At 68.3% G+C, this 22,230-nt stretch carries 18 protein-coding genes; 9 read left to right on the plus strand and 9 right to left on the minus strand.

Going from position 1 to position 22,230, the window contains the following annotated elements:
- Positions 1-147 precede the first annotated feature (147 nt).
- Positions 148-966: an FHA domain-containing protein gene (locus ACFWPK_RS08610; RefSeq protein ID WP_378913968.1), complete on the plus strand. Its 819-nt coding sequence runs from the start codon at positions 148-150 to the stop codon at positions 964-966.
- Positions 967-999: 33 nt separating this feature from the next.
- Positions 1,000-2,859 carry a serine/threonine protein kinase gene (locus tag ACFWPK_RS08615; RefSeq protein WP_378913969.1) on the plus strand — a complete coding sequence of 620 codons (1,860 nt, stop codon included), beginning with the start codon at positions 1,000-1,002 and terminating at the stop codon, positions 2,857-2,859.
- A 21-nt stretch (positions 2,860-2,880) separates the two neighbouring features.
- Here ACFWPK_RS08615 and ACFWPK_RS08620 read toward each other — a convergent pair whose 3' ends face one another.
- A complete protein-coding gene (locus tag ACFWPK_RS08620; RefSeq protein WP_378913970.1) occupies positions 2,881-4,542 on the minus strand; it encodes a (2,3-dihydroxybenzoyl)adenylate synthase in 1,662 nt (553 codons plus the stop codon).
- 127 nt (positions 4,543-4,669) lie between these two features.
- Between ACFWPK_RS08620 and ACFWPK_RS08625 the strand changes: the two genes are divergently transcribed.
- From ACFWPK_RS08625 to ACFWPK_RS08635, 3 genes are all read left to right on the plus strand, one after another.
- The gene (locus ACFWPK_RS08625; protein ID WP_378913971.1) at positions 4,670-8,485 is read left to right on the plus strand and encodes an amino acid adenylation domain-containing protein; all 3,816 of its coding nucleotides are present in this window, start codon (positions 4,670-4,672) and stop codon (positions 8,483-8,485) included.
- Between the two features lie 91 nt (positions 8,486-8,576).
- Positions 8,577-9,440, plus strand: a complete 864-nt coding sequence (locus ACFWPK_RS08630; protein WP_378913972.1) for an oxidoreductase — start codon at positions 8,577-8,579, stop codon at positions 9,438-9,440.
- 82 nt (positions 9,441-9,522) lie between these two features.
- Entirely contained in the window at positions 9,523-9,993 is a 471-nt protein-coding gene (locus ACFWPK_RS08635; RefSeq protein WP_378913973.1) for a carboxymuconolactone decarboxylase family protein, read from the plus strand.
- A 4-nt stretch (positions 9,994-9,997) separates the two neighbouring features.
- Here the strand turns inward: ACFWPK_RS08635 and ACFWPK_RS08640 are convergent, their stop codons facing one another.
- Entirely contained in the window at positions 9,998-10,807 is an 810-nt protein-coding gene (locus ACFWPK_RS08640; RefSeq protein WP_378913974.1) for an NAD(P)H-binding protein, read from the minus strand.
- A 314-nt stretch (positions 10,808-11,121) separates the two neighbouring features.
- Between ACFWPK_RS08640 and ACFWPK_RS08645 the strand changes: the two genes are divergently transcribed.
- Positions 11,122-12,210, plus strand: coding sequence for a 3-deoxy-7-phosphoheptulonate synthase (locus ACFWPK_RS08645; protein WP_378913975.1), 1,089 nt, complete (start codon positions 11,122-11,124; stop codon positions 12,208-12,210).
- 50 nt (positions 12,211-12,260) lie between these two features.
- Here ACFWPK_RS08645 and ACFWPK_RS08650 read toward each other — a convergent pair whose 3' ends face one another.
- A complete protein-coding gene (locus ACFWPK_RS08650) occupies positions 12,261-12,878 on the minus strand; it encodes a LysE family translocator (protein ID WP_378913976.1) in 618 nt (205 codons plus the stop codon).
- A gap of 132 nt (positions 12,879-13,010) precedes the next feature.
- Here ACFWPK_RS08650 and hrpB point away from each other — a divergent pair, with 132 nt between their 5' ends.
- Positions 13,011-15,569: an ATP-dependent helicase HrpB gene (gene hrpB / locus ACFWPK_RS08655; RefSeq protein WP_378913977.1), complete on the plus strand. Its 2,559-nt coding sequence runs from the start codon at positions 13,011-13,013 to the stop codon at positions 15,567-15,569.
- Positions 15,570-15,670: 101 nt separating this feature from the next.
- Here the strand turns inward: hrpB and ACFWPK_RS08660 are convergent, their stop codons facing one another.
- The 3 genes from ACFWPK_RS08660 to ACFWPK_RS08670 are packed head-to-tail and all read right to left on the minus strand — an operon-like array spanning position 15,671 to position 17,666.
- The gene (locus tag ACFWPK_RS08660; RefSeq protein ID WP_378913978.1) at positions 15,671-16,201 is read right to left on the minus strand and encodes an SAM-dependent methyltransferase; all 531 of its coding nucleotides are present in this window, start codon (positions 16,199-16,201) and stop codon (positions 15,671-15,673) included.
- A complete protein-coding gene (locus ACFWPK_RS08665; RefSeq protein ID WP_378913979.1) occupies positions 16,191-16,787 on the minus strand; it encodes a GNAT family N-acetyltransferase in 597 nt (198 codons plus the stop codon). Before ACFWPK_RS08665 ends, ACFWPK_RS08660 begins: the two co-directional genes overlap by 11 nt.
- 42 nt (positions 16,788-16,829) lie before the next feature.
- Entirely contained in the window at positions 16,830-17,666 is an 837-nt protein-coding gene (locus ACFWPK_RS08670; protein WP_378913980.1) for an SMP-30/gluconolactonase/LRE family protein, read from the minus strand.
- Between the two features lie 118 nt (positions 17,667-17,784).
- On the opposite strand from ACFWPK_RS08670, the gene sigJ reads away from it, so the two are divergent.
- Positions 17,785-18,684 (plus strand): RNA polymerase sigma factor SigJ, encoded by a 900-nt coding sequence (gene sigJ, locus ACFWPK_RS08675; RefSeq protein WP_378913981.1) that lies wholly within the window; start codon positions 17,785-17,787, stop codon positions 18,682-18,684.
- 47 nt (positions 18,685-18,731) lie between these two features.
- On the opposite strand, the gene ACFWPK_RS08680 is transcribed toward sigJ, so the two are convergent.
- A complete protein-coding gene (locus ACFWPK_RS08680) occupies positions 18,732-18,947 on the minus strand; it encodes a hypothetical protein (protein WP_378913982.1) in 216 nt (71 codons plus the stop codon).
- Positions 18,948-19,119: 172 nt separating this feature from the next.
- Between ACFWPK_RS08680 and ACFWPK_RS08685 the strand changes: the two genes are divergently transcribed.
- Complete coding sequence (locus tag ACFWPK_RS08685; RefSeq protein ID WP_378913983.1) at positions 19,120-20,298, plus strand: pyridoxal phosphate-dependent aminotransferase; 1,179 nt, start codon at positions 19,120-19,122, stop codon at positions 20,296-20,298.
- Between the two features lie 6 nt (positions 20,299-20,304).
- On the opposite strand, the gene ACFWPK_RS08690 is transcribed toward ACFWPK_RS08685, so the two are convergent.
- Entirely contained in the window at positions 20,305-20,901 is a 597-nt protein-coding gene (locus ACFWPK_RS08690; protein WP_378914055.1) for a trimeric intracellular cation channel family protein, read from the minus strand.
- 426 nt (positions 20,902-21,327) lie between these two features.
- On the minus strand, positions 21,328-21,972 hold the full coding sequence (locus tag ACFWPK_RS08695) for a LysE family translocator (protein WP_378913984.1): 645 nt from the start codon (positions 21,970-21,972) through the stop codon (positions 21,328-21,330).
- Between the last annotated feature and the right edge of the window lie 258 nt (positions 21,973-22,230).

Below are 22,230 nucleotides of genomic sequence, written 5' to 3' on the forward strand. Positions count from 1 at the left end.
TCCTCGCCAAGGCTAGTGCTGGCAGTGCAAGCTGGTCGGCCTGGCCCCGGCCGCGTACCGGGCAGCCTTGTTCGATGTCCGTTTTGTGAGGGGTCACGAAGGCGCTCCGGTACCTTTCGGTCGGCGGTTTCGACGGAAGGATATGTGATGGCCAAGGACGGTTTTTCGCCGCAGATGTTGTCGAGTTCGATGCGTAGTTTGGCAAGCGGAGTCCCAGCCGCGCCGCTGGGCACGATCTTCGTGCTGGGGGCCGACGGCGGTTTCGCCGTCCCGCCAGGGGAATTCAGACTGTACTTCGGCAGATCCCGAGACGATGTCCATGTACCGGTCGGGGTCGATGACGAGGGTGTCAGCCGCAGACACGGAGTCTTCGAGTACGACGGACAACAGTGGCGGGTCAGCAACTGGGGACATCTGCCGATCGAGCTGCCCGACGAACCACTGCTGTTGAACGGCGGGCAGAGGGCCTTCGAACCCGGCTACACGCCGATGTTCATCGGATCCAGGAAGGACCGGCGACATCTTCTGGAAGTTCATGTGGTCGGTGTCCCCGCCGAGAAGCCCGCCGAGCAACAGCACAGCCGCACCGTACCGCCGAAAACCTATCCCTTGAGCCCGGACGAGAAATTGGTGCTGACCGCACTCGCTCAACGATATCTGCGCCAGGAACGCTATCCGCAGCCCCTGTCGTGGAGGCAGGTCGCCGAAGAGTTGAACGGCCGCCCAGACGAGCGGATGTGGTCCCCCAGGACTGTGGCCTACATAGTCGGTGTGGTGCGTGAGCGGCTGTCGATGGCCGCTGACCCTGTTGCCGGGATCCGGATCGAGGACGGAATCGGTGATCCCGTCGGTAATGCCTTGAACCACAATCTCATACAAGCATTGCTACGATCTGCGACGTTGGCACCGGTAGACCTCCGGATGCTCGACAGCACTCTCGACGACGACCGGGCTGAGGCAGTGTGACGGAGTTCCGTCAAGATCCAAGGGTTTCGTTAGATGACATTGCAGCCAGGGGACGAATTCGCCGAATACACCATCGAAGGCATTCTCGGCGTAGGCGGGATGGGCGTCGTCTATCTGGCCCGGCACCCACGGATCAAAGAGCGCCGTGTCGCATTGAAGGTTCTCGCCGACGTGCTCGCCGGCAACGCCGCTGCCCGTGAGGCTTTCGACCGAGAGGTCGCTTTGGCGGCCAAGCTCGAACACCCCAATATTGTCACCATCCACGACCGGAACAAGACCGGCGATCCAGCATTGTGGCTGTCGATGCGCCATATCCGTGGCGGCGATGCCAAGGCGTTACTCGCTGATTCGCCACAGGGATTGTCACCGGAATTGGTGATGCGACTGCTGTCCGATGCCGCCGACGCACTGGACTACGCCCATCACAGAGGCATCCTGCATCGCGACGTCAAACCGGCGAATCTGCTGATCGAACACGCATCCGATGGTGGGCTGCGGGCTGTGCTGGGCGATTTCGGTATCGCACGCGCCCTCGACGAGACGGCAACGGCCTCGGCGATCGCGGTGACTTTCGCCTATGCGGCGCCGGAAAGGTTCTTGGGCGGTCCTGTCGATCACCGGGCGGATATCTATTCCCTTGGCTGCAGTCTTCATGAACTTCTCACCGGACAAACTCCGTACCCGCTCAGCGCCCAAGCCGCGGTCATGGGTGCGCACCTTACGGCCGACCCTCCGTCACCACACAGCATCCGACCGGACCTTCCCACAGCACTCGATGACGTCATCGCGAAAGTCCTGGCCAAAAGCCCCGATGATCGATATGCGAGCTGCACCGAACTCATCGAGGCGGCGCGACGATCACTCGCGGGCGTGGCCGATCGGCCCGGATCCGGCGGCGATACCGACTCCCCCAAGGCTGCGCCAGCTGCCGTTGAACCGAAGCCTTGCGTTGCGGGTACGACGCGGGTGCCCACAGATGCCGCGGCAGGCAGTCCGGTTTACGCTCTCCGACTAGACGTTGATGATCACCACCGGCCACTGCGGGCACGGGCTCAGCCGATCGCGACCGCTAGCGTAAGTGAGCAGGCCGCAGCGCTCCCTCCGACCTCGGCAGGCGGCGACAGCATGAGATTTCGTCGGGGCATGCATTCGGCGAAATTTCCGGTAGCCCACCGAGATCTGGGCCCGATGCTGACACAGGCCCCGGGCGAGCGGCAGTTCGACGTCGGATGGGCGGCGTTGATCTTTGTGGCCGCCTTGATTGTCGTTGTCGTGGTCGCGGTCATTCTCGAACACGCGAACGACACGAACGCCTCCGGTGGCAGGATGCCCAGTACTTCCAGCACGAACCAGGCGCCCACTTCCACTCGAACTGCGGTGCCGAGTGCGAAATCGCCGGATCGCAGCAGCTCGGATGCAACGACTACCCGCCGAACCACGACATCGGCGTCGGCAACTTCGGTCATCAGCCGGAGTGAGCCGGTGACAACAACCAGACCGGCGGAGAGGCAGAGGCCGCCTGCGTGGGTGGGTGAATGCATAGCCTTGAACGCCGATGGGAATCTGAATAACGTTGTTCCCGACTGCGAGCGCGGGGGCGGTCCTTATCAGGTGAGCGCGAGGATATATCCAGATGACCCCGATCAGGAGTGCCCGGATTCGAGTTCCGCCACCCTTGCCGAGGATGGTGTCGTGTTGTGTCTCAACATCTTTCTGCTTACTAAATATTGTTACAGTATGCCCAGCTCGAGCGATATTCTTATCATCGCAGTCTCGTGCCCGAGCGGAGATTTCGTAGTCCTGCGCACCACGCGGTCGGTTTCTGGGTGCGGTGCAGATGCCTCCATGTCATTCCGCAATAGCTCGGTCATCTATTGCATCCGGAATCTCTGACCGTGTGAAATCAGTGGTCACTCACCCGTGTAGAGCGCGCAAGGCCTTCTTGTCGATCTTGCCGACCGCGGTGATCGGCAGTGAATCCGCTTGTCGGACAAGGTCGGGGAGCTTGTAGGTGGCCAGGCCGCGTTCGGTGAGGAAGGTTTTGATCTCGCCGAGGGTCGGCAGCTCTCCGGTGACAACCAGCACGACACAGGCCTTTTCGCCGAGCGAGGCATCGGGCAGGCCGACCGCGGCGGCGTGCCGGACGGCGGGGTGGGCGAGCAGGTGCTCCTCGAGTTCATCGCAGGAGATGTTCTCGCCGCCGCGGTTGATCACGTCCTTGATCCGGCCGCTCACGACCAGGTGGCCGCTGGGCAGCCGGCGGACGAGGTCGCCGCTGCGGTAGAAGCCGTCGGGGGTGAAGGCGCGCGCATTGTGCTCGGCCGCACGGTAATACCCGCGCAGCGTGTAGGGGCCGCGGGTGAGCAGTTCGCCCTCTTCGCCCGGAGCGACATCGTTGCCGTCGGCGTCGACGACGCGCAGTTCGTCGGCGGGCGACAGCGGCCTGCCCTGGGTGGTGCACACCAGTTCTTTGTCATCGTCGAGACGGGTGTAGTTGAGCAGCCCCTCGGCCATCCCGAAGACCTGCTGCAAGGTGCACTGCAACGCGGGCTCGACTTCGCGGGCGTTCACCTCGGCCAGTCGCGCCCCGCCCACCTGCAACAGGCGCAGCGAACTCAGATCGGCGTCTTCCCAATCCACTGCCGCACTCCACAATTGGGCCAGCGGCGGGACGACACCGGTGACGCTCACCCGGTGCTTCTCGATCGCGGCGAAGGCGGCCTCGGGGCTCGGGTCGAGGGTGAAGGTGACGGCGCCGCCGGTCGCGACGGTGCCGAGGATGCCGGGGCAGGCCAGCGGAAAGTTGTGTGCGGCAGGCAGCGTCGCGAGATAGACATCATCGGGGGTGAGCTCGCAGACCTGCGCGCTCGCCGTCGCGTTGTAGACGTAGTCGTCGTGGGTGCGCGCGATCAGCTTCGGCAGGCCGGTGGTGCCGCCGGAGACCAGCATCACCGCGATATCGGACGGGTCGACCTCTGGCAGCGAATCACCGTCGCGGGCAACCGAATCAAGGGCGACGAATCCGGCTCGATTTCCCTCGATCAGGTCGTGCGGCTGAGCAGCACCTTCCGGCGTCCCCGGATCGTCGGCGACCAACACGTGCCGCAAGCTCGGCACCGCCTGTTGCACGGTGGCGGCGAGCTCGAGGTAGTCGAAATCGCCGAGCCGTTCCGGAATGAGATAGGCCACGGCCTCCGAGAGTGCGGCCAGGTGCTCGATCTCGACACGGCGATGCGCGGGCAGGGTGAGCACGGGGATGATGCCGGCTCGCAGCAGGCCGAACAGCGCCGTCGCGAACTCGGGGATGTTCGGCAACTGCACGATCACCCGGTCGCCGGGCTCGATGCCGAGCGCCAGCAGCCCGTGCGCCATCCGGTCGGCGGCGGCGTCGAGTTCGGCGTAGGTCTGCGCACCGGCGTCACTGAGAATCGCCGGACGCTGAGGTTGGACGCGGGCGGTGTCGCGCAGCAGATCGCCGAGCGTGCGCCCGGTCCAGTAGCCCGCGGCTCGGTATTCCTGCGCGGCGGCTTCGGGAAATGGGACGTAGCCCTCGCGGTGGCCGGTTGCCGATGTCACGTACTGCCTCACTCGAGTCTCGCTACACTTGCAAAGGTTAGGCAACCCTATCTCAATGGAGTAGGCTGCCGCCGGGCAGTACCGAATCCGTCCGGTAATCGGTCGGCGAGCAAGGAGTGATCGGCAGATGGAGACAGCACCCGCAGGTGGCGCCGGGATCGACCGCGCCGAGATCCGCGCCGCGATCGCCCGTCACCTCGACATCACCGCCGACGCCGTCGCCGAGGCCGATGACCTGATCCAGCTCGGCCTCGACTCCATCCGCACGATGAAGCTCGCGGGCGGCTGGCGCAAACGCGGCATCGCCGTGAACTTCGCCCTCCTGGCCGCCCACCCCACCGTCGACGCCTGGCACGCGCTCCTCAACGGCGCCGACCCCGATGACCTCGCGGCAGGTAGCGCCGCTGAGCCGGACACGGCACCGGCCGACGGCTCGGCAGGACGCGACGGCGTCGATTCCGCCGCAGCCGAATCCGTGCTCGTCCCGGATGACGGCACCCCCTTCGCGCTCGCGCCCATGCAGCACGCGTACTGGATCGGGCGCTCCGACGCGCAGGAACTCGGCGGCGTCGCGGCGCATCTCTACGTCGAATTCGACGGCGCCGATGTATATCCCGAGCGGCTCGAGCAGGCGGTCGAGCAACTGCTGTCGCGCCATCCCATGCTGCGCACCCGATTCCTGCCCGACGGCACCCAGCAGACCCTCGACCGGCCCGGCCGTGCCGTGTTCGGCGTGACCGATCTGCGCGAGGCCTCCGCCGACGAGGCCGAGCAGCGGCTCGCGGAACTGCGGAGCGCGCGGACGCATCAGCGGATGGCGGTGCAGGACGGGCAGGTGATCGATATCGCGCTCACCCGCCTCGCCGACGGCCGCACCCGCCTGCACCTCGATGTCGACATGCTCGCCGCCGACGCGATGAGCTACCGCATCCTCATCACCGACCTCGCCCGGCTCTACCACGGCGAACAGCTGCCGCCGCAGGACTACACCTTCCGTCAGTACCTGGCCGAGCACCGGCCGGACGAGGCCGCGACCGACCAGCGACCCGGCACGGTTCCCGCCATCGCCGAGGAGCGGGCCCGCGACCGCGTCTGGTGGCAGGATCGCCTGAGCGAGCTGCCCGGTGCACCGGAACTTCCACTCGCCCAGCACATCTCGGACCCGAACCGCACGATCCGCCTGCACCGCTGGCTCTCCCCGCAGGCCAAAGCGCAGGTCTTCGACGCCGCCCACGCCCGCGGTATCACCCCGGCGATGGCGCTGGCCTCGGTGTTCGCCGAAACGATCGGCGGTTGGTCGGCCCAGCGCCGCTTCCTGCTGAATCTGCCGCTGTTCCACCGTGAACCGGTGCACCCGCAGGTCGACGGTGTCGTCGGTGACTTCACCTCCTCGGTCCTGCTGGAAGTCGACGTCACCGAGCCCGCCACCGTCGCCGATCGGGCGCGTGCGCTCCAGCAACGGCTGCACGAAGCAGGCGCCCACTCCGCGTACTCGGGCCTGGAAGTCCTGCGCGACCTGGGCCGGCACCGCGGCGAACCGGTGCTGGCTCCCATCGTCTACACCAGCGCCCTCAACCTCGGCGAACTCTTCCCCGACGTCGTCACCGACACCTTCGGCGACCCGGTCTGGATCATCTCCCAGGGCCCGCAGGTCCTGCTCGACGCCCAGATCACCGAGGTCCGCGGTGGCCTGCTGCTGAACTGGGACATCCGCGAATCCGCCTTCCCCGCTGGCATGGTCGACGCCATGTTCGCCCGCTACATCGAAGCGATCGAACGCCTCGGCGGCCAGCGTTCCGAGCCCGCTGAGGCATTGCCCGATTCTGCCGAGTCCGGCAGTTCGCTGCCTACGGCGGTCGAGCTCGCGTCGGCCCAGGTGTCTTCGAGCGGCGCGGTCGCCAACGGCTCCCACCAGCCGCAGGTGGCGGACGGCGTGACCTCGTGGACGCTGCCGGTCGTACCCGCCGAAGCAGCGGAAGTTCCGGTCGGCTCGATCGAACGCACTCGGTTCGCCGGGGGAGCGGGGTGGCAGGCCGAGGCGGGAGTGCGAATTCCGGTGGAGCAGGCCGCTACCCGGGCCCGCGTCAACGCCACCGCGGGACCGGTGAGCGGCGGGCTGCTGCACACCGGGTTCTTCGCGAACGCGGCCACGAATCCGTCCGCGCCCGCGGTGCTCTGGGAGCCCGCCGGGCAGCTGACCTATGGCGAGCTGGCCGCCGACGCGCTGGCCGTGGCCGGTGCGTTGCGGGAAGCCGGTGTGGCGCCCGGTGATTCGGTCGCGGTGCAGCTCCCGAAGGGCCCCGACCAGATCGTGGCGGTGCTCGGTGTGCTCGCGGCAGGCGCGGTCTACGTGCCGATCGGGTTCGATCAGCCCGCCGCCCGTCGCGCTGAAATCCTCAGCACGGCGGACGCTGTCGCGGTACTCACCGTCGGCGGTGCGCAGATCCCGGATACGCGGGCGATCGACCTGGCGGAGGCGCGCACACACACCGAACCGCTGGCGCGCCCGATCTTCGGCGACCCGGAGAACATCGCCTACGTGCTGTTCACCTCCGGCTCCACCGGCAAGCCCAAGGGCGTCGAGGTGCCGCACCGCGCCGCCATGAACACCATCGACGACCTCAACGAACGCTTCGACCTCGGCCCGGCCGACCGCGCACTCGCCCTGTCGGCCCTCGAGTTCGACCTCTCCGTCTACGACATCTTCGGCCTGCTCGCGGCAGGTGGTGCGGTGGTCACCGTCGACGAAGCGCAGCGCACCGACCCCGCCGTGTGGGTCGAACTCATTCGCCGCCACCGGATTTCGCTGGTCAACTGCGTCCCGAGCCTGCTGGACATGCTGCTCACCGCCGCGCCGGGTACCGCGCCGGTGACCTCGCTGCGTACGGTGATTCTCGGCGGTGACTGGGTCGACGTCGCGCTGCCCGCGCGTCTCGCCTCGGTAGCCCCGAACAGCCGTTTCGCCGGGGGGGGGGGGGGCGCGGGGGCCGCCCGGCACCGCCCCCACTCCGGCCTCGTGGACGCGCGGGGCCCCGCCCCGGCGGCCCCCCGCCCCTATGGCACCCCCCTGCGCAATGTGCGGTGCCGCGTCGTCGGCCCGGCGGGCAACGACTGCCCCGACTGGGTGAGCGGCGAACTCTGGATCGGCGGTGACGGTGTGGCCGCCGGTTACCGCAACGATCCCGAGCGCACCGCCGACCGTTTCGTCACCCACGAGGGCCTGCGCTGGTACCGCACCGGCGACCTGGCCCGCTACCTGCCCGACGGCGGCCTGGAATTCCTCGGCCGCGCCGACCACCAGGTCAAGATCCGGGGCTATCGTGTCGAACTCGGCGAGGTGGAGAGCGCCCTGCGCGCGATCCCCGGTGTCCGCCATGCCGTGGCCGCGGTGGTCGGAGCGGCGGCGCCGAAGCTGGTGGCCCTGGTGGTACCGACCCCCGGCACCACCTTGCACGTCGACGCCGTGCTCACCGCGACCGCCGACCTCGTCCCGTCCTACATGGTGCCGACCCGCCTCGAACTGCTCGCCGAACTCCCGCTCACCTCGAATTCCAAGCCGGACCGCAAGGCCATCCGCGCGGTGCTCGAAAAAAACGAGGGCGCAGACGAATTCGTCGAGCCGCGGACCGATCTCGAACGGGCGCTCGTGGCGGTGATCGCCGAGGTACTCGCCGCCGAGCGGATCGGTGTCACCGACGACTTCTTCGCCCTCGGCGGCGATTCGGTGCTCGCCACCACCGCCGTCGCCCGCATCCGGGACTGGCTCGACGCCCCCGACACCGTCGTCGCCGACCTGTTCACCGCCCGGAGCGTCGCAGCGCTGGCTGCGCGAATGCTGGAGCGGGAGCAGGGCTCCGGCGATGCGGGCCGACTCGAGCTGGTCGCCGCGATGTACCTGGAAGTCGCCGCGATGTCCGACGAAGAGGTCATGGCGCAGTCGTGACGGTGGGGTCGATCGAGGCATCGGCAAGTGCGAACTACGCACCCGCTCTTGCCGATTCGCGCATTTCCCCGGCGTCATTAGACTTCCGCCGGTGAGTAAGTGGACTATCGCTGACCTGCCCGACCAGACCGGCCGCACGATCATCGTCACCGGTGCCAACAGTGGTCTCGGCGCCGCCACCGCGCGGGCGCTGTCGGAGGCGGGTGCGCGAGTGGTCCTGGCCTGTCGCGATGTCGCCAAGGCCGAGCGGGTTGCCGCGGGGATGCGCGGCGCGACCGAAGTCCGCGAACTCGACCTGGCGAATCTGAATTCGGTGCGCGCCTTCACCGAGTCGATCGAGCGCGTCGACGTGCTGATCAACAACGCGGGCGTGATGGCCTTACCGTTGCGGCGCACCGCCGACGGCTTCGAAATGCAGTTCGGCACCAATCATCTCGGTCACTTCGCGCTCACCAACCTGCTGCTCGACCGCATCACCGATCGCGTGGTCACGGTGTCGAGCGTGGCGCACCGCATCGGCAGGATCAATCTGGCCGACCCCAACTGGGAGCAGCGCCGCTACGACCGCTGGCTCGCCTACGGACAGTCCAAGCTGGCCAACCTGATGTTCGCCCATGAGCTGCAGCGCCGCCTCGCCGGTGAGGGTGCCGCGGTGATCTCGGTGGCCGCGCACCCCGGCTACGCCGCCACCGAACTCATGTCGCACACCGAGTCCATCCAGGACGCGTTCATGTGGCTGGGCAACCGCACGCTCGCTCCGACCGCCGAACAGGGCGCGCTGCCCACCCTGTTCGCCGCCACCGCCGATGTGGTGCCCGGCGCGTTCTACGGCCCCGACGGCTTCCTCGGCCTGCGCGGCAACCCCGCCCGGGCGGGCAGCGCGCCCGCGGCCAGGAACCGCAAGGTCGCGGCGCAACTGTGGGAGCTCTCCGAGAAGCTCTGCGGCCTGATCTGAATTCGTGATCGGCGTCACATGACGTCACACCGCGAACGGCTACTTCGTCGTCTCTGTGAACCCCCACGACGAAGGAGCCATCATGGAAGCGCGCTTCAACCTCTACGCCAACGCCATCACCGCGAGCTTCAGCAAGCGATTGGTCATGGCGGGCAAGGTCATCGACGATTCGCCGCTGCCCAAGTCCACCTACGAACTGGTGAAGATCCGGGCCTCGCAGATCAACGGGTGCAGCTACTGCGTCGACATGCACACCAAGGACGCCGCCCACGCGGGCGAAACCCCGGTGCGGATCAACCTGGTCGCCGCCTGGCGGGAGACCGATGTCTTCACCGAGGCGGAACGGGCCGCCCTCGCCCTCACCGAGGAAGCGACCCGCACCGCCGACGGCGGCCATGTCAGCGACGACACCTTCGCCCAGGTCCGCAAGCACTACGACGACGACCAGATCGCCGCGTTGATCGCCGCCATCGCGATGATCAACGCCTGGAACCGCCTCAACGCCATCGCCCACACCCCCGCCGGGGACTACGTGCCCGGCCAGTGGGGCTGACGGTTCAGCGGAACCGGTGCCCGTGCTCGGCCGCCCACTGCGCGAAGGTGCGCGCGGGCCGGCCGAGTACCTGCTCCACCGTCGGGTCGACCGTGTACGACTCGGGACTCGACTCGGCGTACCAGCCGATCACGTAGTCGGCGTCGGCCTTCGAGACCCCGGTCGCGATCAGCCGGTCGACCGCCTGCTGGTGGGTGATCGTGGTGAAGGTGATCTCGCGGCCCGCCGCCTGCCCGAGGATCGCCAGCCGTTGCGGCGGAGTGTGCGCCTGCGGGCCGGTGAGGTTGTACGCGCGGCCGGAGTGGCCGTCCTCCAGCAGCGCGACGGCGGCGACCGCGCCGATATCGGCCTCGTGCACCAGCGCGCTCGGATGGGCGTACGGCTCGCGCACGACACCGTCGGCCAGGATCGGATCGATCCAGGTCAGCGCATTCGACATGAACTCCTGCGGCTCGAGCCGGGTCCACTCCACCCCCGACTCCGCGATCGCCTGCTCGACCGGGCCGACCCCGCCACCCCAGACGACGGTGATGCGCCGCACGCCCGCGTCGACGGCCTTGCCGATCAGTTCGGGCCCGACGTCGGCGAGCCCGTTGGTCACCGTCACGTGCAGCCGGTCGACGCCGTGCCAGGCGTCGTCGAGCGTCGACGGCACGTTGTGCGTGCCGGTGAACAGTTCCACCTCGGGGCCGAGGAGTGCGCGCGCCGCGTGAGCATCGCGGGTCACTGCTCTGACCTTCTCGCCACGGCTGACGAGTTCCCGTACTACCTGGCGACCGGTATTGCCGGTCGCGCCCGTAACCAGTGTTGTCACAGTCGATTTCCTTTCCTCGACCACCGACGCTAGAAGCTCTAGCAAGGTTGAGGTCAAGGACTTTCCCGGCGGCGCGGGCCAGCAACGCGATGTGACGGTCCACACTCCGGGCAACCATGGCCGACCATTCGGCGTTTTACCGGTGGTACAGTCCACGGCATGCAGCGCGCATATTTTTGGTTTAGCTATCCGGCCCTGGGTGGGCCGGTCTGCGACCCTGCGCGCTGACTTCCTCCACCTCGAGCCGGATAACGCCCGGCTCGACGGTAGCGATTTCCGTGGGTCGGCCTCCTAACGCAAAGGACCCACATCTCATGACCACCGCAGCCGATGTCGACTCGCGGCATTCCGATCTCGACGACCAGCGCACGCTCAGTGTGAGCCCGCTGCGCTCGCCCGCCGAGGTCCGCATGGTTCACCAGATCACCGATGAGCTCGCCGACGTCGTGCGTTCGGGCCGTAAGGCCACCGTCGACGTGCTCAACGGCGACGACGACCGCCTCATGGTGATCGTCGGCCCGTGCTCGGTGCACGACCCCGCCGCCGCGCTGGAATACGCCCGCAAGCTGGCCGAGAAGGCCGCCGAGCTGAGCGACCGGCTCCACATCGTGATGCGCGTGTACTTCGAGAAGCCGCGCACCACGCTGGGCTGGAAGGGTCTGATCAACGATCCGCACCTGGACGGCTCGTTCGACGTGAACACCGGCCTCGGCATCGGCCGCAAGGTGCTCGTCGACATCACCGCCCTCGGCCTACCGGTGGCGTGCGAGTTCCTCGACCCGATCACCCCGCAGTACATCGCCGACCTGGTCTCCTACGGCGCGATCGGTGCCCGCACCGCCGCCAGCCAGGTGCACCGGCAGCTGTCCTCGGCGCTGTCGATGCCGGTGGGCATCAAGAACGGCACCGACGGTGACGTGCAGGTCGCGGTCGACGGTGTGCGCGCCGCCGCCGCCAGCCACGTCTTCCCCGGCACCGACCTCGACGGCCGCTCCGCGCTGATCCGCACCTCGGGCAACCCCGACTGCCACGTCATCCTGCGCGGCGGCAGCAACGGCACCAACTTCGACGCAACCTCCTGCGCCGAGGCCAAGCTGCGTCTGGAGAAGTCCTCGCTGGCCCAGCGCCTGGTCGTCGACGCCAGCCACGGCAACAGCAACAAGGACCACAACAAGCAGGTCGACGTCGTCACCGACATCGCCGACCGGATCGCCGCGGGCGAGCAGGGCGTGGTCGGCGTGATGCTGGAGTCGTTCCTCGTCGCGGGTCGCCAGGACCTCACCCTCGGCAAGGCCGACGACCTGACCTACGGCCAGTCCATCACCGACGCGTGCATCGACTGGAACACCACCGCCACCCAGCTCGACCGCCTGGCCGACGCGGTGGCCGCGCGCCGCGCGTAACCTTTCGATCGACAGTGCGGGCCTCGGATTCGGGGCCCGCACTGCTGTGTCTACTGGTTCTGAACCGCGAGGCGTCCCGCGAGGGCCACGAACGAGACGCCGAACACCCGCCGCATCCACTGGACCACCACCGGGCGCGACAGCACATAGGTGCGCATCGCGGCGGCGACTGCCCCGTAACCCGCGAACACCACGAACGTGACCAGCATGAACAACCCGCTGAGCTCGAGCATGCGGCCCAGTGCGTTCGGCGCGCCGGTCGGGACGAACTGGGGCAGGAACGCGAAGAAGAAGATCGTCACCTTCGGGTTCAGGATGTTCAGCAGCACGGCCGAGGTGATGACCTGCCGCGCCGAAGGTCGCGCCTCGGCGCCTTCCTCCGGAATCGCGAGTGCGCCCTTGTCCCGCAACGTATTCCACGCCATGTACAGCAGATACGCGACACCGAGATACTTCAATGTCTGAAACGCGACCGCGCTGGTGTTCAACAGTGCGGCCAGCCCCGTGATCGCCGCGATCATGTGCGGAACGATCGCCACCGTGCATCCGAAGGCCGCGATCACACTCGCCTTCACTCCCCGGGAAAGCCCGGCCGCGAGTGTGAAAAGGGCGCCCGTTCCCGGCGTAGCGACAATGACAAGCGTGGTCAACGCGAACTCGATGCTCATCTCCCGCAGCGTAACTGCCGATCGAGCGCCGGGAAATACCTGGCGATGCCGTGGTTGGCCGCCGCGTGGCTGCGATGACGGGTCGTCGGGCGGTTGGCGAGTCGTGCTGGTGGGGCGGCAGACTGGTCGGTGATGAAGCTTCCTGAACTTCCCGATCTTCCGGTGCGGCCGGCGCTGGAGCGGATCGCCACGACACTGGCCGATCGTGGGGTCGCGGTGCTGGTCGCGCCGCCGGGGACCGGGAAGACCACGTTGGTGCCGTTGGCGCTGGCGGCGGGGTCGTCGGGGCGGATCGTGGTGGCTGAGCCTCGGCGGTTGGCGGCGCGGGCGGCGGCCGCGCGGATGGCGGCGTTGCTGGGGGAGCGGGTGGGGGAGACCGTGGGGTATGCGGTGCGTGGGGATCGGAAGGTGGGAGCGCGGACGCGGGTCGAGGTGGTGACCTCGGGGTTGCTGGTGCGGCGGTTGCAGCAGGATCCGGAATTGGGTGGGGTGGGGACGGTGGTGCTCGACGAGTGCCACGAGCGGCATCTGGATGCGGATCTGTTGTTGGCGCTGTTGCTCGACGCGCGGTCGGGGTTGCGGCCTGATCTGCGGGTTCTGGCCACGTCGGCCACGGTGGCCGCTGATCGGCTCGCGGTTCTGCTCGGCGGGGAGGACGGGGAGCCCGCGCCGGTGGTCGAGGTTCGTGGCCGTGCCTATCCCGTGGATATCGGGTACGTGCCGTCGCTGCCGCGTGAGCGCATCGAAGGACAGGTGGCGCGGGCGACGCGTGGTGCGCTGGCCGAAACCGACGGTGACGTACTGGTTTTCCTGCCCGGTGTCGGCGAGATCAACCGAACGGCGGGCCTGCTGCGTGACCTCGACGAGGTCGACGTGGTCCCGCTGCACGGCAGGCTCGCGGGCGCGGCCCAGGACCTCGCGCTCGCGCCCGGAGCGCGACGGCGGGTCGTATTGTCCACTGCGGTAGCCGAATCCAGCCTCACCGTCCCCGGCGTGCGCGCTGTCGTCGACTCGGGTCTTTCCCGGGTCTCCCGTGTCGATCACCGCCGTGGCCTGTCCGGCCTTGCGACAGTGCGTGTTTCGGCCGCCGTCGCCGAACAGCGCGCGGGCCGCGCGGGCCGCGAAGCACCCGGCCACGCCTGGCGCTGCTGGCCCGAATACGAACACCAAACCCTGCCCGCCTACCCCGAACCGGAGATCCGCACCGCCGAACTCACCCGCCTCGCACTGGAATTGGCCTGCTGGGGCACCCCCGACGGAACCGGCCTCGCCTGGTGGGACGCCCCGCCGGAAGGCGGCCTGGCCGCAGCCCGAACCGTCCTGCGCGCCCTGGGCGCCCTCGACGATTCCGATCACATCACGCCCCGGGGCAAAGCCATGGCCGACCTCGGCCTGCACCCCCGACTTGCCCGCGCACTTCTCGACGGCGCCGCACGCGTCGGGGCGAAAGCCGCCGCCGAGATGGTGGTCCTGATGGACGACGACTCGCTCGCCCCCGGCATCGACGCGACAGCGGCTCTGCGCACCCTGCGCTCCGAACGCCCACCTCGCTGGACCCGGGAAGTGCAACGGCTGACGCGCCTCGTCGCGAACACCGACGACCAGCTCGCCCGGTCTGTCGAGGGTGCGCAGGTCGATCCCTCGTCGGGTCGGGGCCATGATCGGCGGGACCGGCCCGGCGCCGGGAACGAGAGTGGTGGCTATGGAGGGGATGTCGCGGCGCTGTTGATCGCGCTGGCGCAGCCGGAGCGGTTGGCTCGGCGGCGGTCGAGTGGGTCGTCCACGTATCTCATGGCGGGCGGCACCGCGGTGACGCTGCCGCCGGGTTCGGGTCTGGCCGCGGCGGAATGGCTTGCGGTGGCGATCGCCGATCGAGATCCCGGACGGGCAGAGGGCCGAATTCGACTGGCGGCCATCGCTGATGAGGAACTCGCTCGGGAGGCAGCACCGGGATTGGTGGTCGTGGCCGATGAGGTGCGGTGGGATGACGGTGATGTCGTAGCTGGGCGGGTGGAACGGCTGGGCGCGATCATCCTGTCGGAGAGGTCGTTACGTCAGCCTGACGAGGCGCTGATGGAACAGGCTGTGCGGCAAGGGCTTCAGGTGGAAGGGCTTGGCCTACTGCGCTGGAGCGATGACGCGCGCAGCCTGCGTCAACGTCTCGACTTTCTGCACCGCACCCTCGGCGATCCATGGCCCGCGGTCGACGATGACGCGCTCCTCGCCGACCTCGACCCCTGGCTCGGCCCCGAACTGTCCACCGCCCGCCGCCGTTCCGACCTCGCCCGCATCGACGCGGGCACCGCGCTACGCCGCCTGCTCCCGTGGCCCACCGCCGCCCGCCTCGACGAACTTGCCCCCGAACGGCTGGAAGTCCCCTCCGGCAGCCGCGTCCGCCTCGACTACTCCGCCGACCAGCCGGTCCTCGCGGTCAAGGTCCAGGAGATCTTCGGCTGGACCGACCCACCCACCCTTGCCGACGGCCGCGCCCCGATCCTGCTCCACCTGCTCTCCCCGGCCCAGCGTCCCGTCGCCGTCACCGCCGACCTGGCCTCCTTCTGGCGCAACGGCTGGCCTCGAGTCCGCGCCGACCTACGCGGCCGCTACCCCAAACACGCCTGGCCCGAAGACCCCACCACGATCCCCGCCCACCGAGGCACCGCCCGCCGAGCCGCCAACCGCCCGAACTGACTGCTCACCACCGTGTTTCGTCTCGGCCACGCGCCGGGGCGCGGCCATCACACAAGCATCGCCCGAGTGGCTTTCCGCGGTGAGCCTGTTGATCTTGATTGTCAGGGCGACGGTGTCGCTCGGGCGGCTAGCAGGGTGTCGGTGGTGACTGTTGTGCAGTCGTAGCCGGCGGTGGTCAGGCGTTCGGTGAGGCGCGTGATGGGTGGGGTGGGGCTGTCGGGGGTGCCGTAGCCGTAGCAGAGCCAGATACGGCCGGTGGGGGCGAGGCATCGGCGCATCGTCGACCAGGCGGCGGTCGCGGGACCGGTCCAGAACAGGTTGACGTTGACCGCGAAGATCAGATCGAATCGTTCGCCTTCGTCGAGCTGGTCCAGTAACCGGTCGGCCCGCACCTTTCCGATTTCGCCTTCGACCAGGCGGACGCGTCCGGCGGCGATCTCGGCGGCGCAGCGGCGTTCGGCCTGCGCGAGCGCGGTTGCCGAGCGGTCGACCCCGACGATTCGTCCGCTGCCGAGCCGGGCCGCGATCCGCGTCAGCGAGGCGCCGGAACCGGGCCCGAGCTCGAGCACGCGCTCGCCCGCCCGCACGCCCATGGTGTCGGCGAACCAGTCGAACCGCGCGTCATCGGCCATCGACGGCGCTGACGCTCGGGTCCCACTCGGGCCACCCCTCGACCGGCTCGACGGGATCGGTGGGCAGGCGCGCCGCGACCCATTCGTCGACCCGTGCCCCACGCTGCACCCCGCCCGATCGGGCCAAACCCTCGTAGTGGAAGCCGTTGCGGCGCACCGCGGCGGCCGAGGCGTTGTTGCCCACGATCGCGCGCCACGTGATCCGCTCCAGCGCGAGACCGTCGGTGGCGAAACCGAAGTCGCAGACCAGGTTTATCGCACGCGACATCAGGCCGCGCCCGCGATGATCGGGAGTGAGCCAGAAGCCGATCTCGCAGGTACCCGGGCCGCGCGTATGCAGGCCGACCATGCCTTCGACCCGACCGTCCTCGGCGGTGCGAATCGCCCAGACCGGCGCGTTGCTCGCCCAGCCGGGTGCCACCACGCGGTCGAGGAATTCCTCGGCGTCGGACCGGTGATACGGGACGGGGATCGTGGTCCAGCGCTGCACATCAGGGTCCTGACAGCACTCGACGATGCGGTCGATATCGGCCCCGGTCGGGCGGGTGAGCCAGACGGTGCCGTCGGTGAGCGTGTGCTCGTACATCCGGCCATCCTGACAGTCGGCGCCGGAATTCTCGCCGGATTTTCACGGCCTGCCCGCACCCGGCGCCGGCGCGGGAAAGGCGACAACCTGTCCCGTCGGTCCGGTCGCTTCGGCGTCGCCCCAGCTCTGTCCGACGACGTACAACCGAGGATCCCCGTCTCGGCTGAGCGTGCACGAGAACGCGCCACGATCGAGCCGGACCCGCGCCGACACGTCGCCGCCCTCCTTGACCCGGACACAATGCTGGTTACCCACGTCCGCGTACCAGAGCTCACCCTCGGCATCGAGGCAGATCCCGTCGGGGTGATCGCCCGGAGTCGCCGCCCACACGCGGCGATCACTCAGCCCACCGTCGGCCGCGATGGTGTAGGCGGTGAGCTGATCGGCGTACGACTCGGCCACGATCAGCGTCGTACCGTCGGGAGTGATCGCCATGCCGTTCGGAAACGCGAGTCCGTCGGCGACCTGCCGCACCTCACCGGTGGGGCTTATGCGGGCGATGAGGCCGGGGACGAACTCCCCGCCGGGAAAGTCGAAGCCGATGTTGTTGACGTAGGCGTTGCCGGTCTCGTCGATGACGATGTCGTTCCACGGCTTGTCCGATACGGGCGAGAGGTCGGCGTAGGCCACGAGCGACCCGTCGGGGTCGCGCCGAAGCAGACGCCTGGCGGCGGAGTCGACGATCACCAATCGCCCATCCGGGAGAAAGTCGATGCACATCGGAAACGACGGAATCCGGGCGACGACCTCGGGGAGGTGATCCTCGTCCAGGACGATCACCTGGTTCGCGCCCCAATCCGAGAACCACAGCCGACCGTCGTGCCAGCGCGGTGACTCGCCGAACACGATTCCTTCCAGCACGATCTCGGGTGTACTCACAGTGCGCCGTCCTTGTAGTTGGCAGTAGTAGTAATACAGACGAGATGGCGTGTGGAGAATCACCGGTCGGCGACCCGTGGGACGGAGCGCGGTGGGGTACTCCGTAGGATCTGACTCGATGGTTTCCCCGTTTCTCGCCGACCTGTTCGAATCGCATCGGACGCACTTGCTTTCGGTCGCCTACCGGCTCACCGGAAGTGTCGGCGACGCCGAGGACGCGGTGCAGGAGAGCTGGCTGCGGATGGCGGGGGTGCACCAGTCCGAGATCGACGATCTGCGCGCCTGGCTGACGACGGTGGTCAGCCGAATCTGCCTCGACCACTTGCGAAGTGCCGCCGTTCGCCGCGAAACCTATGTGGGGCAATGGCTCCCGGAGCCGATCGTCTCGGCGGCGGCGTCCTCGCGCACACCGGATCCGCTGGACGTGGTGGTGCGCGATCAGGACAGCCGAATGGCGGCGATGGTGGTGCTCGACGCGTTGACGCCGCAGCAGCGAGTCGCGCTGGTGCTGCACGAGGGACTCGGCGTGCCGTTCGACGAGATCGCCGAGATCCTCGGTGTTTCCGCCGATGCGGCAAGGCAATCGGCGGTGCGAGCGCGCCGGGCGGTGGCACGGGCACCGGCGCCGGTCGCCGACGATGTGCATGATCGAGCGGTGCAACGGTTCCTGGCCGCGCTGGCCACCGGCGATGTCGCCGCGGTAGCCGCGACCCTGCATCCGGACGCGACCTTCACCGCCGATGCGGGTGGGACCACCAAGACGGCGCTGAATATTGTTGCCGGGCAAGAGAAAATCGCCCGTCTGGCGCTCGGCCTCTGGCGCAAGCATCAGGAAGAACCCGGTCTGGAATTGAGCGCCGCCACGGTGAACGGCAAATCGGGCCTGGTTTTCACCGACCCGAACTCACCGTTCGGACGCCCGGTACGTGTGCTCGGTTTCGCAGTTCACGACGGAAAAATCTGGGCCGCATACGATTTCGCCAACGTAGTGAAACTGTCCGGCGCCCGCCCCCGCTGAACCCCGCAACACAGTAGAGCTTGCGGGGGTCAGCGGCACCTGGGTGTTTACGGGTAGGTGGAGCCCCAGTTGTGATCGCCGGTCGACGATCCGAGGTTGTGGTTGCCGGTCGAGGAACCCATGTTGTTGTCCGGGGTGGCCGAACCGGTGAACATGTCGACGATCTGGCCGCCGAACAATTGTTCGCGGATGAACCGCAGGGCCGAACCGGCTACCTCCGACGCAGCCGGTTGCAGGATGAAGTCGAGCAGAGGTGAGGCCATGTGAGCCCCTTTCGATATCCACCACGCTGTGGTGTGTGAGGTAGAACACGGCGAGGCTAGCTGAGGTTGGGGAACCGCACAATAGCGCAGGTCAAACAGGGAAAACGTTTGTGAAACATGCGTGTTCGCTATCGTTCGGCAACGTCGGTGATCAGTGGGATACGCTGCGGAGATGCCGCCTGTGCCGCCCACCGTCGCCCGCCTGCGCCCCTTCGGATCGACGATCTTCGCCGAAATGACCGAGCTGGCCGTCCGCCACGACGCGGTGAATCTGGGCCAGGGCTTCCCCGATACCGACGGACCCGCGAGCATGCTCGAGGTCGCGCGCGCGGCCATCGCCCACGGGCTCAATCAGTACCCGCCGGGCCGCGGGATGCCCGCACTGCGCCAGGCGATCGCCGACGACCGAGCCCGCCGCTACGGCACCGCCTACGACCCCGCCGCCGAAGTTCTGGTGACCGTCGGCGCCACCGAGGCGATCAGCGCCACCGTGCTCGGCCTGGTGGAGCCGGACCAGGAGGTGGTGCTGATCGAGCCGTATTACGACTCCTACGCCGCCGCGATCGCCCTCGCCGGCGCACGGCGCCGGACGGCCCGCCTGGTGCCCGACGGCGACCGATTCGTGCTCGACCTGGACAGTCTGCGGGCCGCGATCACCCCGAAAACCCGCATGCTGATGATCAATTCGCCGCACAATCCCACCGGCGCCGTGCTCGACCGCGCCGACCTCACCGCGATCGCCGAACTGGCCGTCGAACACGATCTGCTGGTGCTGACCGACGAGGTGTACGAGCACCTCGTCTACGACGGCACCGAGCACATCAGCATCTGCACGCTGCCCGGGATGCGCGAGCGCACCATCGTGGTGTCCAGTGCGGCAAAGACTTTCAATGTCACCGGCTGGAAGATCGGTTGGGCCTGTGCGCCCGCGCCACTACTCGACGGTGTACTCGCGGCCAAACAGTTCCTCACCTTTGTCGGTGGTGGGCCGTTCCAGCCCGCCGTCGCGCATGCGATCAACGAGGAATCGGCCTGGGTGCACGCTCAGCGTGACGGGCTGGCAGACAAGCGAACGCGGCTCTCGCAGGCGTTGCGCGACACCGGTTTCACGGTCTCGGCCAGCGACGGCGGCTACTTCGTCTGCGCCGATATCCGGCCGCTCGGCGCCGAGGACGGACTGGCGTTCTGCCGTGAACTCCCCGCGCGACTCGGCGTCGCCGCCGTGCCGGTGAGCGTGTTCGCCGATCACCCCGATGACTGGAAACACCTGGTGCGCTTCACCTTCAGCAAGCGCGACGAGACAATAGACGAAGGAATCCGCCGACTCCGAACCGGCATCGCCGTGCGCTGACGCGAGTCAGTCACGCGCGTGGCGGGCCAGCGGTGCGTGCCACTGGTAGTGGCGGGCCAGCAGGCGGAAACCCACCGCCCCCGCCGCGGCGAGCAGCCCGGTCCACGCTTCGTACACGTCGAAGTGCAGCAGCGCGGCGGTGGCGGCCGCCCCGAACAGCGCGGGGATCGCGTAGAGATCCTGATCGGGACGCAGCACGCTCGGCACCTCGCCACTGAGCACATCGCGGAGCACGCCGCCGCCGATCGCGGTCGTCATGCCGAGCAGGGCGGCGGTGGGTGCGCCGAGTCCCGCCGAGTCGGCGATCACCGTGCCGGTGACGCAGAACAGCCCGAGCCCGATCGCATCCGCGACTTCGAGCGGGCCCTTGGTGAGGCGCGGCGACGGTGCGATGAAGTACAGGATCAGCGCGGTCACCATCGACGCGGACAGGTAGGTCAGATCCGTGAACGCGGCCGGGGGAGTCCGCCCGATCAGCAGGTCACGCACGATTCCGCCACCGAGCGCGGTCGCGCACGCCAGCACCACCATCCCGAACAGATCGAGCCGCTTACGCACCGCGACCAGCGCCCCTGACGCCGCGAACGAGATCACCCCCATCATCTCGCCCCCCCGATGCACCGCCGTGACCGCCGAATCGAGCTCCGTCACCGAAGGCCCCGCCGCCAACGTCGCTACCAGCACCCCTACGCTCACGGCACGCTCCTTCCACCTCAGCTGTCCGGAGCAGCGTGACACGTGGGGTGTCGGGAGCGGTAAGGACACATGGACACATCGCGTAATACCGGGCCAGGGCGGCGTACCTTGCTGTGTTTATTGGAGCGCTGACGCGCTCGAGTCGGGGCCCTTCGGGCCCCCGATCTTCCCTCCCTCCGGGTACTCCTTCGTCGCACCCTCCACTCAGTCCAGATCGGGGCGGGCCCCTCCGGGTAGAGACACATCAGGACTACCCGGCCCAGGCTGTGTACGCAGTTGGCGACACATCAAGGCGTCGGAGTCGGGTGGGTGGTGGTGCCTGGCGGCAAGCTTTCAGGCGGGGGTGGGGCGGGCCTTGTCGGTGGCGAGGAGGACGGCGATGGTGCCGAGGGCGGTGCCCATGAGGTAGCGCTGGGTGCGCAGCCACAGGGGGCGGGCGGCGAGGAAGGTGGCCAGGCCGGCGGCGCCGAGGACGATCATGGCGTTGACCGTGAGGGCGACCGTGATCTGGATGGCTCCCAGCGACAGGCTCTGCAACCAGAGGGCGCCGCGTTCGGGGTCGACGAACTGCGGGATCAGCGCCATGTACATGATCGCGATCTTCGGATTGAGCAGGTTGGTGGCCAATCCCATCGTGAACAGTCGCCGCGGGCGGTCGTGCGGCAGGTCGGCGGGCGCGAACACCGAGACCCCACCCGGCCGGATCGCCTGCCAGGCCAGCCACAGCAGATACACCGCCCCTGCCAGCTTCACCGCCATATACAGCCCGGGAACAACAGCGAACACCGCCGTGATCCCCGCCGCGGCCGCCACCAGGTAGACCCCGAACCCCGCCGCGACCCCCGTGAGCGAGATCATCCCCGCCCGACGCCCCTGCGCGACGGTGCGCGAGACCAGATACATCATGTTCGGACCCGGTGTCAGCACCATGCCGAGCGCCGCCGCCGTAACCCCGAGAACCGCCGTTGTCTGAAGCATGCACTGAGTTTGCGCCGGTCAGGAAGGCATTGTCGCGGTCCAGTCAGCACCTGCTGGACCGACCGACCATCGCTGTCCTTGTTTGTCCGCCCAGGTCATGTCGGTCCTGGTCCGTACAATCGACAAAAGCCACGTTTCCTCACCCGGGATCCGGGGTTCCCTCACGAGTGAAACGCCGCACCCGACGAGCCCACCTACGGACTCCCAACTCGCCCACCACGTTTTCGGCCGCCCCGGATCCGAGGGGCGAGACGTAAC

It is taken from the genome of Nocardia sp. NPDC058519 (assembly GCF_042719755.1).
GTDB lineage: Bacteria > Actinomycetota > Actinomycetes > Mycobacteriales > Mycobacteriaceae > Nocardia.